The organism is Lacunimicrobium album, from assembly GCF_052161635.1.
Taxonomy (GTDB): domain Bacteria; phylum Planctomycetota; class Planctomycetia; order Planctomycetales; family Planctomycetaceae; genus SXPC01.
Genome location: NZ_CP197413.1, coordinates 536,837 through 552,597, shown reverse-complemented (window position 1 = coordinate 552,597; position 15,761 = coordinate 536,837). Strand labels below are relative to the sequence as shown.

General features: G+C 53.3%; 12 protein-coding genes. 11 read left to right on the top strand and 1 reads right to left on the bottom strand.

Annotation, left to right across the window (positions count from 1 at the left end; genetic code table 11):
* Positions 1 to 29 precede the first annotated feature (29 nt).
* From SH248x_RS02195 to argS, 8 genes are all read left to right on the top strand, one after another.
* Positions 30 to 1,325 (top strand): AAA family ATPase, encoded by a 1,296-nt coding sequence (locus SH248x_RS02195; RefSeq protein WP_459556878.1) that lies wholly within the window; start codon positions 30 to 32, stop codon positions 1,323 to 1,325.
* Positions 1,322 to 1,951, top strand: coding sequence for a hypothetical protein (locus tag SH248x_RS02190; protein ID WP_459556877.1), 630 nt, complete (start codon positions 1,322 to 1,324; stop codon positions 1,949 to 1,951). Before SH248x_RS02195 ends, SH248x_RS02190 begins: the two co-directional genes overlap by 4 nt.
* Complete coding sequence (locus tag SH248x_RS02185; protein ID WP_459556876.1) at positions 1,948 to 2,844, top strand: DUF58 domain-containing protein; 897 nt, start codon at positions 1,948 to 1,950, stop codon at positions 2,842 to 2,844. Before SH248x_RS02190 ends, SH248x_RS02185 begins: the two co-directional genes overlap by 4 nt.
* A gap of 452 nt (positions 2,845 to 3,296) precedes the next feature.
* Positions 3,297 to 4,211, top strand: a complete 915-nt coding sequence (locus SH248x_RS02180; protein ID WP_459556875.1) for an ABC transporter ATP-binding protein — start codon at positions 3,297 to 3,299, stop codon at positions 4,209 to 4,211.
* 118 nt (positions 4,212 to 4,329) lie between these two features.
* Positions 4,330 to 6,030 (top strand): ABC transporter permease, encoded by a 1,701-nt coding sequence (locus SH248x_RS02175; protein WP_459556874.1) that lies wholly within the window; start codon positions 4,330 to 4,332, stop codon positions 6,028 to 6,030.
* Complete coding sequence (locus tag SH248x_RS02170; RefSeq protein WP_459556873.1) at positions 6,030 to 7,439, top strand: hypothetical protein; 1,410 nt, start codon at positions 6,030 to 6,032, stop codon at positions 7,437 to 7,439. The genes SH248x_RS02175 and SH248x_RS02170 overlap by 1 nt, the downstream gene beginning before the upstream one ends.
* A gap of 213 nt (positions 7,440 to 7,652) precedes the next feature.
* Positions 7,653 to 8,117, top strand: coding sequence for an RsfS/YbeB/iojap family protein (rsfS, locus tag SH248x_RS02165; protein ID WP_459556872.1), 465 nt, complete (start codon positions 7,653 to 7,655; stop codon positions 8,115 to 8,117).
* Between the two features lie 207 nt (positions 8,118 to 8,324).
* Positions 8,325 to 10,292, top strand: coding sequence for an arginine--tRNA ligase (gene argS / locus SH248x_RS02160; RefSeq protein ID WP_459556871.1), 1,968 nt, complete (start codon positions 8,325 to 8,327; stop codon positions 10,290 to 10,292).
* Between the two features lie 175 nt (positions 10,293 to 10,467).
* Here argS and SH248x_RS02155 read toward each other — a convergent pair whose 3' ends face one another.
* Entirely contained in the window at positions 10,468 to 11,232 is a 765-nt protein-coding gene (locus tag SH248x_RS02155) for a (Fe-S)-binding protein (protein WP_459556870.1), read from the bottom strand.
* Between the two features lie 248 nt (positions 11,233 to 11,480).
* Between SH248x_RS02155 and SH248x_RS02150 the strand changes: the two genes are divergently transcribed.
* Genes SH248x_RS02150 through SH248x_RS02140 form a run of 3 tightly spaced genes read left to right on the top strand, consistent with a single transcriptional unit; the run spans position 11,481 to position 15,656 of the window.
* The gene (locus SH248x_RS02150) at positions 11,481 to 13,220 is read left to right on the top strand and encodes an ABC-2 transporter permease (RefSeq protein WP_459556869.1); all 1,740 of its coding nucleotides are present in this window, start codon (positions 11,481 to 11,483) and stop codon (positions 13,218 to 13,220) included.
* 51 nt (positions 13,221 to 13,271) lie between these two features.
* Complete coding sequence (locus tag SH248x_RS02145; RefSeq protein ID WP_459556868.1) at positions 13,272 to 14,618, top strand: CNNM metal transporter family protein; 1,347 nt, start codon at positions 13,272 to 13,274, stop codon at positions 14,616 to 14,618.
* A gap of 3 nt (positions 14,619 to 14,621) precedes the next feature.
* Positions 14,622 to 15,656, top strand: coding sequence for a CNNM metal transporter family protein (locus SH248x_RS02140; protein WP_459556867.1), 1,035 nt, complete (start codon positions 14,622 to 14,624; stop codon positions 15,654 to 15,656).
* Positions 15,657 to 15,761: the final 105 nt, after the last annotated feature.

Genomic DNA, 15,761 nt, shown 5'->3' with positions numbered 1-15,761 from the left:
CCTTTTGACTTCCGAGGAACTCGAATTCCATGTTGCGAAGTTTGACACTTACTGGAACAGGTCCAACAGCAGAGCTTACTGCTGAATTTGGCGAGCGACTAAACATTATCACAGGCGACAACAGCCTGGGAAAATCGTTCTTGCTTGATTTATGTTTTTGGTGCCTGACAGGTACATGGCCAGGCGCTCGCATGGCACGCCCACAGGAAAATTCACAAGCACCAACAATCAAATACAAAGTTGCGAGTAAGACAACGGAGGCGGATCGAAAGGCTGATTTTGATTTTGAATCATGGACATGGCATCGTCAGCGTGGTCGCCCACCAATGGCTGGCCTTGTTATTTATGCTGCAGTCGATGGGAGTTTTTCAGTATGGGATCCTGCCAGAAACTACTGGCGTGGCACAAGTGAAAATGATGATGAACCAAGAGCGTATCTCTTTGAACCTGAACGAATCGATTCCGTTAATGATATCACAAGTTCGACTATGCCCCGAGATGTTGCAAATGGCTTATGGGCAAACGGAAAACCTCTTTGCAACGGCCTGATTTCTGATTGGTCAAACTGGTATCACCAGAATGGAGAGCCGTTTCGCCTATTAAAGGCAACGGTTGAGAGCCTCTCGCATCCAAGAGAACCTCTTGAATGCGTTGCCCCAGTACGTTTAGATGCTGATGATCCAAGGTCTTATCCAGCTCTGAAGACTCGTAGTGGAGTCTTGGCGTATCCCCAATGGTCAGCGAGTGTTAAAAGGATCGTAAAGATTGCTTATCTGCTTGTATGGGCATGGACGGAACATGAAAATGCAGCTCGGCTAAAGAGCAAAGGCCAAACAACAGATCAAGTAATTTTAATTATTGACGAGGTCGAATCGCATCTTCACCCAAAATGGCAAAGAACCATTTTTCCAGCAATACTGTCGGCTTTCAACAGTATGAAAGCAGGATTAAACTTGCAGGTCATCAGCGCCACTCATTCTCCACTAGTATTAGCTTCACTTGAGCCTCGCTTTGATGAGCAGATTGATCACCTGTTCTTGTTCGATTGGGATAACACGACCCAACAAATCACGTTTGAAGAACAAACATGGATAAAGTACGGTGATGCCGTTGGCTGGCTAACGTCCCCCATATTCGGACTTGAACAAGCTAGATCAAAGCCTGCTGAAATCGCCATTGAAGCAGCAGAAGCATTTGCACGAGGAGACCTCGATCAACTTCCAGAGCACTTAAGCACTAGAGACGAAATTACCTCGGAACTGAAGAGGTTACTTCCTGCTTTAGATCCATTTTGGCCAAGATGGTTAATGGGGAGCAAGCAGTGAAGAAGTTTGATCGTGTGGAAAAACCTGGAAGATTTGATAAGGAATGTCGGATACCCGGTCAACATTGGCTAGAGGAAAACCCTGGTTTCACAACTGCGAAAAACCTTTGGAGTCAATTCGAACCGGACTTAAGGGCCGGGTTCAAAGAACTATGCGCATACTGCTGCATGTGGATAGCGTACGGTGAAGTTGATCATTTCATTCCTGTTTCTAAGCTTAAGAAAGAAAATAGGTCTTCAGAAATCTATGATTGGGATAACTTTCGATACTCCTCGCACGAACTAAACAATAAAAAAAAGGCCAAGGTGGTTATTGATCCATTTGTAGTCGAAAATGATTGGTTTGAAATCATTCTTCCTTCGCTTCAAATGAAGTTGACAGACAAGGTCCCTGAACAATTCAAGGCTGTTGCAGAGTTCGTTCTTAGTAAAGATGGTCTCGATCTTTCAAATGGTGAGTACGTTATCCGCTCTCGAGAACAATTCTTCAAAATTTACATTGAAGGAGTAAGTATTGAAAAGCTCAGGCAGTGGGCTCCTCTCATCGCAGATGCTATAGAAAGAGATCTCGCTCAGGACATTGATTGGCGCGTGAGATACTTGGCCAATCCGGGTGATACACAATGAAAACCGCCGAACAATATCTGAAACCCGAAGTCATTCAGACCGTCGCGCGGCTGGATCTTCGTGCGAAGTTTATTGTCGAAGGCTTTCTCTCGGGGCTGCATGCGTCGCCGTTCCAGGGCTTCTCCGTTGAATTCTCCGAACACCGTCGTTACTCGCAGGGGGACGACCTCAAGGACATCGACTGGCTCGTCTTCGCCAAGACCGACCGGTACTACATCAAGAAGTACCAGGCCGAGACGAACATGACTGGGTTCCTCATGATGGACCTCTCTGAGTCGATGGCGTACACCTATCGCCAGTCGATGACGAAGTTCGAATACTCTATCTGTCTGGCGGCAGCGCTTGCGTACCTGATGATCCATCAGCAGGATCCTGTGGGCTTGATCACTTTCGATGAAAAAATCCGCAATATCATCCCCGCCCAAAGCCGTCGCACGCAGTTGGCCACCATTCTTGCTTACCTTGCCAAATCCAAGCCAGCTGGGATTACCGACCTCGCCGGCAGTCTCCGACGTTATCCCTCGATCATTAAACACAAATCCCTGCTGATGATTTTCTCCGACCTGCTCACCGAACCCGAAGAGGTCCTTAAAAGCCTCCAGCTCATTCGTCATGCCGGTCATGACGTCATCCTCTTTCATATTCTCGACGAAGCAGAGGTCACTTTCCCGTTTCAGGGACAAGTCGAACTGAAAGATCCGGAAACGGCCCAGGAACTCCGCGTCGACGGCTTGGGTATTCAGCAGGAATATCTCAAAGCGCTCGCCGAGTTCCGTGAACGCTTCCGCTCCAAAGCTCTCCAGATGGGGGCAGATTATGTCCCACTGGATACGAGCATGCGATTCGATCGCGCTCTTTTAGAATATCTTTCCCAACGCAAATCTCGCGGCTGACGTACGAAAGATTGCAGATCCTCCATGACCTACTGTCGGAGTCATCAGCGTGGACGCTCACGCATTGGACTGGTTTCAGGCTCTCGCAGTCGATTGATCGAGTAGCACAATTATTCGTGATCTAACGACTGCACAAGAACCATGGAATGGTCGAATGGTGACATGCTGGAACGCCAAACCACCATGCTGGTTACCAAAATCACTTTCTTACCCATTTCTTAACCCGACATACTGGAATCTTGGACGCGAACCCTGCATGATAATTTTCAAGGGATTTCTTCATATTCATTATTCCTTATGTATCCACTTCTGATAGGGTTTGATTTCTGACGCTTGTGCCCATCTTACATGCGTCCCAAATCCGACTGTTTCAGGCCTGAGCCGAAGGATCTTCGCTCGCGCCGAACGTCAGGACTGTGATACCGTCATTTTTAAGCTCAAGTGGAATCGAAATGAGTCAGTCGACTGAACCAGTCATTCAAATTCGCAACCTTTCCAAGATCTATCGCGACTTCTGGGGACGTAAAAAGGTCGAAGCTGTTAAATCGCTGAGCCTCGACGTCAAACCGGGCGAAATCTTCGGTCTGCTAGGACCGAACGGCTCGGGAAAAACCACGACGATGAAAATGCTCCTGGGGCTGCTGTTCCCCTCGTCGGGAGATATCAAAGTCCTCGGCAAGCCTGCTCACGATGTCGAAAAGAACGAACGCATCGGCTACCTGCCGGAAGAATCGTACCTGTACCGCTTTCTGAACGCGGAAGAAACTCTCGATTTCTACGGCCGACTCTTCAAGATGTCGCCCCAACAAAGACGTCAGCGTCGCGATGAACTTATCGAGATGGTTGGCATTAAGCACGCCCGTAAGCGTCAGCTCAAAGAATACTCGAAAGGGATGACCCGACGTATCGGTCTGGCTCAGGCCCTGATCAACGATCCGGAACTGGTTCTCCTCGACGAACCAACCTCGGGTCTGGATCCACTCGGTACCAGAGACATGAAGGACCTGATCATTCGCTTGCGTGAGCAAGGCAAGACGGTTGTCATGTGCTCCCACCTTCTGGCCGACGTTCAGGACGTCTGCGACCGCATCGCGATCCTTTATAACGGCGAACTGAAGGTTCTGGGAGACGTTTCTGAACTCCTCAAAGAGCAGGAAGAAACCGAACTCCTCACCAGCAAACTCAGTCCTGAAGCTCTCAAAGACGTCCAGGCTGTCCTCGATAAACACAAGGTCAAGCTTCACAAAGCCGGCCAGCCTTCATCGTCTCTGGAAGAACTCTTCCTCCGCACTGTCCAGACCAGCAAAGAGCGTCCAGGACGCCGCATTGTTCAAGAAGACCTTAAATCAGGAACCGGCGTTTCCTGACCAATCGAGGCTCGCTGATCGCCGACTTCTGTCAGGCACCAGCAAGCCTTCGCTTTGTACTCCAATGCGTGACTGCGTTTTTCTTCCTATTCTTTGTTTCTGATGGTAGTCGCCAACCATGTCTTTTGATGCTCCCAACTTCGATTTCCTGATGAGCCTGGGAATTTTTTCCCTGGTCATGCTCGGATTTTTCGTTCTGGTCATCGGTCTTTCGATGCTCGGCTCGTTCATGACACATGGAACGGGTGGCTTCGGCGTCGTGATGCAGAACTTCCAGCGTGCGCTGATCGACTTTTTCTCGATCTCGCCGAAACGCATCGGCGCCATCGCTGACCTCACGATTAAAGAATCGATCCGCAAGAAGACACTTCTGGTCTTCGTGATTTTCGCGATCCTCTTCATGTTCGCAGGCTGGTTCATTGGCGGGACAACCGACCGACCCGACCTTCAAGTCCGCGTTCTCGTCAGCTTCGTTCTCAAGACGATCAGCTGGCTGGTTCTCATCGTCATCCCACTGCTCGCCTGCTGGGGGCTTCCTACCGATATCAAGATCCGCTCGCTTCATACCGTCATCACAAAGCCAGTCCGTCGCAACGAAGTTTATCTCGGTCGACTTCTGGGTTACTCAGCCGTCGGAACAGGCGTTCTGGCGATTATGGGACTCGTTGGTTACATCTGGATCGTTCGCCAGACTCCCGCTGCCGCTCAAAGTGAATTAATCAGCCGCGTTCCGATCTACGGCGCCCTGTCCTTCTCAGACCGATTTGGTCGTTCTTCCGAAGGTCAGGCCGGGATTAACGTTGGATATGAATGGGACTTCCGCAGTTACATCGAAGGTGGTACGAAGTCTCGCACGTTCTACACATTTGACGGTCTTGACGTCAACAACCTTCGTAGCAGCTTCGCATCGCGTAAAGCCGCTTACGATAAAAAAATTCAGGCAAATCCGGAAACAACAACCCCCGAGCCAGGTGCTCTCAATCTCGAGTACAACTTTGAAGCGTTCCGGGCTTACAAGGGAACTCTCGACAAACGCCTCTCGGCTCGCATTGTCCTGATCAATCCAGATGACGAAAAAGTCCGCGTACCTCTGCCGGTCTTTGAAGTGAAAGAGTTCAGTCGCTTCAACGAAGAAAAGCTGATCCCTGTTCCTGAAGAGATCACTTACCGCGACGAAGAAAGCCAGCAGCTCAAAACGGCCAACCTCTTCACCGACGTCATGCCCAAGGGCAATCTCAAAGTCGAGGTCGAGTGTCTTGATCCAGGCCAGTATCTCGGGATGGCTCGTCCTGACCTCTTCATCCGTATGCCAGACAAGTATTTTGCCACCAGCTACTTCAAATCGATCTTTGGTATCTGGCTTCAGTTAACGCTGATGATCATGCTCGCTGTGACTGCCAGCTGCTTCGTCAAGGGGCCAGTGGCCACCCTGCTGACCTTCTCACTGGTTCTCGTCGGGATGACGCCTCTGAGCACGATGATGTTCCAGATGCTCCAGGGACAGATTGAAGGGGGTGGACCAGCAGAAGCCATCTATCGTATGTGGGCTCACATGAACCCCTCGGTTGAGATTCAAGCCGGTGCCTTCAGTTACTTCCTGAAAATCATTGATGGTATTGCTCTTGGCTTCCTGGCGGTCGCGTTCTTCATTGTCCCGGGCTTCGTCAACTTCCGCATGGTGGAATACACCGCCAACGGCTTTGATGTCCCATGGATGAGTTCACTTCTGCCGGCCATCGCAATTACTCTCGGATATGTTATTCCCTGTCTTATCATTGGTTACTGCTCTCTGACCTTGAGAGAGATGGAGGCCAAATAATGAACAATCTGACTTCGCAACAACGCAAACTTCTCTACGTCTTTGGGATCCTGCTCCTGCTGGTACCCATTGTTTACCTGGGACTTCCAGGCTCGGCGAACTTCAAAGGCAAACTGGCCGATCTTCGTACAAAGTACGAGCTCGGCGAAGCCAGCCTGGGGAACGTCGACCCGGCCTCTGCCACGATGAACCTTGTTCTCCTTGGGATGCGCGGCGTCGCCGTCAACGTCCTTTGGCAGCAGGCTATCGAGCAGAAAGAACACAAGCAGTGGGGTGAACTCCGTTCGACGGTCGACTCCATCGTTCTGCTCCAGCCTCACTTCCGTCAGGTCTGGGAATTCCAGGGCTGGAATCTCGCCTACAACGTCTCTGCAGAATGGGACGGCGTCGCTGACCGCTTTCACTGGGTCAAAGAAGGGGCGAAGTTCCTTAAAGAAGGAACCGAACGCAATAAGAAGTACTCCGAACTCTACTGGGAAACCGGTCGTGTGATTGGACCCAAGATCGGTCGCTCGGATGAGTGGAAGCTGTTCCGCAAGTTCTTCCTCCATGACCCTGACAATCCCAGCTACAAGCACGATTTCCCGCCAGACTCACCCGAAAACGCGGACGTTCTGCCAGATCAGGAACTCAATCCTGAGCAGGAAGACAATTACCTCGTCTCCAAGAAATGGTTCACCGACGCAAACACGGTGGAAGCGCTTCCAGGTAACCGACAGAAGAAGTTCGATCGTCTGATTTTCCGCTCTTATCCAGCCCGTTCACAGTACAACTATGCTGATGCTTTGCATCGTGAGGGAACCTTCAATGAAGGCTCTCGCGCTGCATGGGAGCAAGGCTACAAAGAATGGACGACTGAATATGGCGTTGATCGTGTCGAGTCATCTTTCAACGGAACCATCCAACTCGAAGCAGACGATGCAACCGTTCAGGAGCTTTGCGACTTGGATGCATTACGCACCGATATGACCGAAGACCAGCGCAAAGTCTACACCAACTTTGATGCCAAGAAGAAAGCGATCGAGTTCAATCAGAACAAGACGAACTATCGCTATTGGCGTGTCCGTGGTCAGGCTGAAAAAGACAAGACCATGGAAGAAGCTCACCGCGAGATCTATGCAGCTCGCGACGCTTACCTGAAACAGGGAGACCTGGAGACTGGTCTGAAGCTGATCGAATCAGGCATGAAGAAGATGCAGGAAATGCTCGACAAGCTCGAGTACACCGAACTTCAACTGGAAGACAACCTCCAGGAAGAATGCATCAAAGCCGTCATCGTCTGGAAGAGTATGCTCGAAGTCAAACGCCAACCACTTCCTGAGAATTATCCTCTCAAGAAGATGTATGACGAAAATCCTCAACGCGTTGCTGAGTTCGAGGAAATCTTCCGCAATCAGTACGGCAGCTAGTTTTCAGCATCGTACAGTCGCTTTCAAACGCCCTCGGATCGATTCCGGGGGCGTTTTTGTTTCCCCCTACTGAAAATTGTCCACACAGCCGCTCGACTCTCAACGCGCGTCCGGTAGAATTGGGGTTTGGTTCGTGAACCTTTCTGGCAGTTTCGCGTCCATTTCAATCGCGATCCACCAGTACCCTTTCGTTCTCTCGAAGTGAATTCCGCAATGACAGTAGATCCGCAGCAGCCTGAACTTGAGGCTGATACCAGTCACGACACTCCCGTCCCGGCCCCCGTTCCTGCGAGCCCGGCCCGACAGAAGCAACTCACGACGTCCAAAGAGCGTGCCATCCGCTTCGCTCAGATCGCTGATGAACTCCGCGGTAAGGATACGCTTGTCCTCGATCTGTCAGGCGTGACCTCCGAGTTTGATTTCTTTGTGATCACCAATGGAACGAGCCCGCGCCACCTGCTCGCGATCGCGGACGAAGTCGACCAGACGATGAAGCAGGACAAGACGCCCAAGTTCGGTATGGAAGGCTATAACAGCGAGTCGTGGATCCTGCAGGACTACGGCGATGTGATCCTCCACGTCTTCACCGAAGACGCCCGCAAGCTGTACAACCTCGAACGCCTTTGGGGCGATGCCGAAGTCGTCGACTGGCAGCCGACTCCCACAGCCAACAGCTAATGAGATTGAATTAGCCACAGAGGTCACAGAGAACACCGGGATCAAGCGACTGTTCTTTGTGACCTTTTCGTTTTACCAGACCCAACGAATTCAAGTGATCACACAGGACCAGGACAACTTCATCATCAGGATGTCTGACTTTTTCTCCTTCGTCTGACCTCCGTGTCCTCTGTGTCCTCTGTGGTTCATCCTCTCTGGACAATCACGATGAACCTCCTGAGCCTCCTCAAACAACGCTTCTCAACCGCCCTGACTGGTCTTGTTGACGCTCCTGCTGATTACCTCGCCCTCATTCGCCCGGCCGGCGATCCCAAGTTCGGCGACTATCAGGCCAACTGCGCGATGCCGCTCGCGAAGGTCCTCGGCAAACCCGCCAAAGACATCGCGGGCGAGATCGTCTCGCGCCTCGATGTCAACGACATCTGTCACCCTCCCGAGATCGCAGGCCCTGGCTTCATTAACCTCAAGTTCAAAGACGAATTCCTCCTCCAGCAGTTCGTCGCTGCCACCATCGATGAACGTGTCGGCGTCGAAAAGTCCGCCAACCCACAGACCGTCATCATCGATTACTCCTCTCCCAACGTCGCCAAGCCGATGCACGTCGGACACCTGCGCAGCTCGGTCATCGGTGCCGCGATCGATAAGCTCTTCCGCTTCCTCGGCCACCACGTCACCAGCGATAACCACATCGGCGACTGGGGGACGCAGTTCGGGATGATCATTTATGGCTACAAGAACTTTCTCGACGAAGCTGCTTACAAAGCTAATCCCGTCGGCGAACTCTCGCGGCTCTACCGACTCGTCAATCAACTCTCCGATTACCATGAGCTGAAGACTGGTCTTCCCAAGCTCGAAGCAACCGTCGCCGAGCTGACCGACAACCTCGCGACCGCCGAAGCGGCCCCGCTCGATAAGAAAGACAAAGTCGCCGCCCAGAAGCTCAAAGACCTCCGCAACGCCCTGACGTCTGCCAAAGAGGAAGTGGTCTCCGCCAAGTCCAAGATCGCCAGTGTTGAAGCCAATGCAGACCTCTCAGCCAAAGCCCAGGCCCATCCCGAGATCGCACGCCTGGCTCGCGTGGAAACCGCAAAGCTGCACCAGAATGATGCCGAGAACCTCGCGCTCTGGCACAAGTTCCTGCCTGAATGCTTGAAGGCCATGGATCAGGTCTACGACCGACTCGACATCAAGTTCGACATGACTCTCGGCGAAAGTTATTACCAGCCGATGCTCGCCGACGTCGTCAGTGACCTCCAGCAGCGTGGCCTCGCGAAGGAAAGCCAGGGCGCGATGTGCGTCTTCATCGAAGACAACCCCGCCCCGTTCATCGTCCGCAAAGCCGATGGTGCTTACACCTACGCGACGACCGACCTCGCTACCATCCAGGACCGCGTCGAACGACTTCACGCCAACACCATTTTGTACGTTGTCGATGCCCGTCAAAGCGAACACTTCCAACTCCTCTTCAAAACCGCAGCCCTCTGGAAGTACCCGCACGCCACGCTGAAGCACATCAGCTTCGGCACCGTCATGGGCGAAGACCGCAAACCCTATAAAACCCGCAGCGGCGATACCGTCGGCCTCGAAAGCCTCCTCGACGAAGCCGTCGTCCGCGCCAAAGCCATCGTCGAAGAGAACGAGTCTCTCAAACGCGACGAAGACGCCAAGCTGTCCGCGAACGACATCGAACTCATCGCCCAACGCATCGGCATCGGCGGCATCAAATACGCTGATCTGAAGCACCACCGCGAAAGCGACTACGTCTTCAACTGGGACAAGATGCTCGCCAAGAAAGGCGACACCGCGACCTACATGCAATATGCCTATGCCCGCATCAGCGGCATCTTTCGCAAAGGGAACATCGATCGAGAGCAGCTGCGCCAGTCGTCATTCGACCCTGTTCTCAACGAGCCCCTTGAACGCGCATTGGTCATCAAGCTCATCCGGTTCCAGGAGGTTCTCGAAGACGCAGCCTCGGAATATCGACCCAATCTCCTCTGCCAGTATCTCTTCGAAACCGCAGACCTCTTCAGCACCTTCTACGACCAACATCAGGTCCTCGGTGCCGACGACGAGGCCATCAAGAAGTCCCGCCTGCTCCTGTGCGATCTGACCGCCCTCGTTATGAATCAGGGCCTCGCGCTGCTGGGGATTGAAACCATCGAGCAGATGTGATTACGTCGCTCATCCCCCGGGTGGTCCAGCTGTTGATGGCTGGATCGCGTAGCAACAAGAAGCCAGCGTCATGCGTCAGCGATTCGAGCTGACATGGTGAGTTTCATTGGATGCGTATGGTGACGCTTCTTGTTAGCTTTGCTCACCCAGCCGTAAACGGATGGGCCACCCGAACCTACTCATTCACTGTCACTGGCCGACCGCGCAGGATCTGGGCGATGTGCATGATTTTCATCGGCTTGTGTTGTCGCAGGATCAGCCCTTGCATGTGCATCAGACAGGACATGTCGCCGGCTGCGAGCACTTCTGCGCCTGCCTGCTCATGATCGTGAATGCGGTCGTTGCCCATCATGCAGGAGACGGCTTCTTCACTGACAGCGAACGTCCCGCCGAAGCCGCAGCATTCATCGGGGCGCGTCAGCTTCGCAAGCGTCAGACCTTTGATCTTGGAGAGTAGCTCTCTCGCCTTGCTGAACTCGGGAATCTGCTGTTCGCTGCTGCGACCTAATCGCAGTTCGCGTAAGCCGTGGCAGCTTTGATGCAGTCCGACGACGTGCGGGAAAGACTCGGGAAAGGCGTCGAATTTGATGACATCGACCAGGAACTGGGTCAGCTCAAACGTCTTTTTCTGGATCTCGTGATACGCATGCTCATCGTTGATCAGCTCGTGGTAGTGATTGACGACCATCGAGGTGCAGCTGCCGGAGGGGCAGACGATGTAGTCGTACTTCTTGAAGATCTCGATGAACCGCTGGGCGAGAGGCTTGGCCTGATCGAGGCAGCCCGTGTTCGCCATCGGCTGGCCGCAGCAGGTTTGTTCAAATGGATATTCCACGCGACAGCCGGCCAATTCCAGGAGTTCGAGAGTCGCCATCGCGACGTCCGGATACAGCTGGTCGATGTAGCAGGGGATAAACAGTCCCACGAGCGGTTGGGTCATGTGAGAAAGGCCAGTCGGGATGTGAGTTGATAAAGAAGCCGTGAAATCGCCAGTTGGGAGTTGGAATCACGGGTTCGGTTGGACATAATCATTGGTTGACGAGTCTCGTGACGCATTAGCGTGGCGTGATTCGTCACTCAAACATACCATGGCATTATCGTCCAGATCAACCGACATCCGGTTGGTGAATCTGGCCAAAATAGAACAGATCGAACCGGGTCAACCGGTTGCGACGGAGTAGTGAACCGGTGGCCGCTGGTCCAATCTTTTATCGTGAAGCGTTGACGGTTCCTCGTCAGATCAAACATTACCTGATTCGCAGCGGATATCTCTTCGCCCTGCTCGTGCTGCTTTATACGACCAGCCAGGCGACTTTCGGCTGGCAGGTTTACCGTAGTCCGACGGCGCTGGCGCAGTTTGGTGAGCTGGTCTTCCAGATCTTTGCACTGATCCAGTTGACGCTCGCGCTGGCGGTTTCTCTGGTCTTTGCAGCGGGGAATGTCTCGCTGGAGAAAGACAGAAAGACGCTGGTTCTGCTGCTGGTGACGGATCTGCGTGATCGGGAACTGGTCCTTGGGAAACTGGCGGCGAGTATTCTGCAGATCGCGGTTCTGCAGGCGGTTTCGATTCCGATCTTCATGATGCTCACGCTGCTGGGCGGGACGACTTTGCAGCAGGTGCTGTGGGTCAGTCTGCTGACGTTTACGTCTTCTCTGGTTGCAGGAAGTTGGGGGACGCTGGTGGCGTTTTGGAAAGAGAAGACGTTCCAGACGCTGGCGTATGGACTTCTCGGGCTGGTCGTGCTGATCGGGGGAGTTGAGATTGCTGCTCTCTTTATGAACCCTGCCTCGCCCGTGACCGACTGGGTTCTGGTGATGAATCCCTATCGTGCATTGTTCCGGATTCTGGCCCCGTTTGCCCAAGCGAGCGGGACGGCCGCGATTGGGATTCAAGCCTGGGATGCCGTCATTGTGCAGTCCGTCATGGTGGTCGTGATGAATGTGTTCACGATTTTCATGCTGCGAGTCTGGAATCCTTCCCGGGTCACTTATCAGACGATCCAGAAAGAGAAGGATCTCTCGGAGAAGACGCAGGCTGCTCGAAACGTCTGGTCGCAACCAATTCTGTGGCGTGAAATGATGACCCGCGCGTACGGGCGTCAGATGATCTATATCAAACTCGGCTACCTCGCGATCGCCGGACTCACGGGGTACGGGATTTACCAGCTGACAACAACTGGTGACCTGGGTGGCGATCTGATTCTCGGCATGATCAGCCTGCCAGGATTTCTGTTGATTCTGTTGTCTTTGCTCAGCATGATGCTCGTCAACTCCCAGGCTGTCACAGCGATCACGACCGAGCGCGATGGGGGAACACTGGAACTTCTGCTGGTGACCAACATCACTGCCCGGGAGTTTATCCTCGGCAAGCTGGGTGGTGTTTTCTACAACCTGAAGGAAGCGATCCTCGCACCGATCGCGATCGTGTGGCTGATGTTCGGACTGAGAACACTGACGACAGAAGCTGCTGTATTGCTGACGCTGGGCTATCTGGTGCTGATCGCGTTCTCTGCCATGACCGGGTTGCATTCCGGGCTCTCCTATCCAAACAGTCGCCGGGCGATCAGTACCTCGCTGGGAACGATGTTCTTTCTGTTTATCGGAATCTTCATCTGTATGCTTCTGATCGTGGAAGCACGCAGCAGTTTTGCCTTGCAACTGCCGAGCTTCCTGTTGTTCATTCTCGGCGGAAGTATCGGGCTGTGGCTGTCTTTGACACACCGCAATCCCTCGCCCGCACTGACGATCACGGCGGCGATCCTGCCATTCCTGACGTTCTATGCGATCACGGCGTTTCTGCTGGGCGGGTCGCTGGATGTGTTTCTGTCGATCAGCTTTGCCTATGGGTTTGCCATCACGTCGATGCTCGTGCCTGCGATCAGTGAGTTTGATATCGCGATCGGTCGTCAGAATGCCGAGCGTCGCTGATGTGTGAGCAACTCCGCGGTCAAGAACATCTCGAGGGAAAATCGTCCCGACATGAATAACCTCGCTGAGGCGTTCATCTTTGTGATTCCCGCCGCGATCGTCATGCTGATCAGCGGGGTCTTCTCGGCGATCTTTTCGAGCTCGGAGACGTCGTTTTTTTCGTTGACTCGTGATGAGCTCAAAGCGTTTCAACGAGGGACGCGGTCGCAGCAGCTTGTGGCTCAGCTGATGAAGAATCCAGACCGGATTCTGACCTCGGTTCTGTTCTGGAACCTCGTCTTCAATCTGATGTACTTTTCAGCCAACGTCGTCATGACGCGTCACCTGCTGTCGAACGGGTTTGCGTTCGCAGGCGGGATTGCCTCGATTGGCGGGCTGCTGTGCATGATCATCTTTACGGATGTGCTGCCGAAGTGCATTGCAGTGATCTTTCGTCGTCACGTCGCTGCCCTGACGAGTCCGATTCTCGCGCTGGCCGTGCGCATGGTGAAGGGATTCATTCCTTACTTCGACAAGCTGTGTCACGCGCTGCGACTCGCCTTCTGGCCGAAGCTGGATGTCGAGCCTCTGCTGGATATTGATGATCTGGAGCGGGCGATTAAGGTCTCATCGAGTTCGAAGTCGATCGCGGCGCTTGAGAAGCAGGTGTTGCAGAATATCCTCGAACTGATGGACGTCTCGGTCGAAGAAGTGATGCGCCCGAGAGGGACGTACTTCACTGCGTCTGCGCCGATCAGCCGCGAAGATCTGCATGGTCGTTTGCCGCCAGATGGGTATGTGCTGGTGGTTGAGCATGGGAGTGACAATGTGACTGGAGCGATCCCGCTGGGAAGTTACACGCACGTTCCCAAGCAGCATCTGGAATATACGGCAGAGAAGGTGATTCATGTGCCGTGGTGCGCGAAGCTGTCGTTCGTGCTGACGGAACTGCGGGCCCGGCTGAGAAGTGTGGCATCAATCGTCAATGAGTATGGGGATACGATCGGGATTGTGACGTATGAAGACATCATTGATTCGGTGATCGAGATTGATCCATCGAGAACGCGACGGGTGTTGCAGCGCGATCCGGTCGTGCGGCTGTCGAATGGGGAATACAGTGTCGAGGGGATGACAACGATTCGGTATCTGTCTCGCGCGCTCAAGATTGAATACGATCCTCCCGAAGGTGGGCTGGTGACGGTCGCGGGGCTGTTGCATGAAGAGCTCGAAAAAATTCCGTCTGTCGGGGACGTGTGTGAATGGCAAAACTTTCGACTGGAGGTCACTCAAGTGACGGGACGCGGTCGATTGAAGGTTCGCTTCACGCCGTTGGAGAATGAAGCGTTCGAAGAGAATAATAAGTCGGCGACCTCATCGAGCAGCTCGGGTGTGAAACCTCGAGCGGCGAAGGAGTCCTGAACGATGTTGTTGACCGGGATTGCTTATACGTTTCTGGTGTTGCTGGTCTTCTGCCTGGGGCTGAGGTTTTCGTTCTTCTTTAGTGGGATGGAGACCGGGTTCTACCGCGCCAGCGTGTTGAGACTGGCGATCGATGCGCAGGATGGAAACCAGAAGGCGGCTGCGATGCTGTCTTTCCTGCAGCATCCCGCGCGGTTTGTGACGACGATTCTGGTGGGGAATAATCTGTCGAACTATGTTGTCACCTGGGCCGTCGGGCTTGGGACGTCACTGGCGATTTTAAATCCTTCGGATGTCCTTGATGTCGTGATCACATTATGCTTCGCGCCCGTGGTGTTTCTGTTTGGGGAGTTGCTGCCGAAGACGTTGTTCTTTCGCGCTCCGCTGGTTCTGCTTGAGAAGAACTTCTTCTGGTTTCAGTTTTGTTACTGGTTGTTTTTCCCGATCACGTGGCCGCTGGTGAAGTTGACGCAGTTGTTCCAGAAAGTCAGTGGGATTTCCGAGGTTTCGTTCTGGGGAAACTATGACGAGAATCGGCTGTATTACCTGCTGGGGAAGGGGCATCAGGAGGGGGTCTTGACGCCGATTCAGGATCAGCTGGTGCATGGGATCTTCGAGCACATCGCGACCGATGTGCGTGGTGTAATGGTGCCGTTGGAGCATGTGACGGGAGTCGATGAGAACGCAACGCGCGAAGAGGTGGTCGCGTTTAGTCAAAGGACAGGCAAGGTGGTGATTCCAGTTCGTAAAGCCGGGTCGAAGTCGGACTGGTTCGCGTATTACCAGGCGGCGGAAGTGACAGTATCTCCCCGGCCGATGCACCGACTTTTACATGCGATGCCGACGGTGACGACAGAGACAACGCGGCTGGATGCGCTGCAGTTAATGCGGCATCACCATGCGAGCATTGCTCGGGTCGCAGAGAAGGGGAAGCTGACAGGGCTGGTTCATACACGGTTGCTGATTGAGCAACTGTTCAGAGAAACGAAACCTCAACTGGCCGGTGCTCCGATCTTTCAGGCGACTCCCCCAGCGTGAAAATAGACGGTCTGGATGCAACGGGAGGCGAGGTTTATCACGCATTTGGGCAAATCGGCAGTACCCGACATTCCTGTCTGATGTTATCTTCAACGTATTCATCTA

Coding starts and splice junctions, on each gene's coding strand:
- SH248x_RS02175 (WP_459556874.1), top strand. CDS start 4,330: ATGTCTTTTGATGCTCCCAACTTCGATTTCCTGATGAGCCTGGGAATT.
- SH248x_RS02140 (WP_459556867.1), top strand. CDS start 14,622: ATGTTGTTGACCGGGATTGCTTATACGTTTCTGGTGTTGCTGGTCTTC.
- SH248x_RS02145 (WP_459556868.1), top strand. CDS start 13,272: ATGAATAACCTCGCTGAGGCGTTCATCTTTGTGATTCCCGCCGCGATC.
- SH248x_RS02180 (WP_459556875.1), top strand. CDS start 3,297: ATGAGTCAGTCGACTGAACCAGTCATTCAAATTCGCAACCTTTCCAAG.
- SH248x_RS02170 (WP_459556873.1), top strand. CDS start 6,030: ATGAACAATCTGACTTCGCAACAACGCAAACTTCTCTACGTCTTTGGG.
- argS (WP_459556871.1), top strand. CDS start 8,325: ATGAACCTCCTGAGCCTCCTCAAACAACGCTTCTCAACCGCCCTGACT.
- rsfS (WP_459556872.1), top strand. CDS start 7,653: ATGACAGTAGATCCGCAGCAGCCTGAACTTGAGGCTGATACCAGTCAC.
- SH248x_RS02185 (WP_459556876.1), top strand. CDS start 1,948: ATGAAAACCGCCGAACAATATCTGAAACCCGAAGTCATTCAGACCGTC.
- SH248x_RS02195 (WP_459556878.1), top strand. CDS start 30: ATGTTGCGAAGTTTGACACTTACTGGAACAGGTCCAACAGCAGAGCTT.
- SH248x_RS02155 (WP_459556870.1), bottom strand. CDS start 11,232: ATGACCCAACCGCTCGTGGGACTGTTTATCCCCTGCTACATCGACCAG.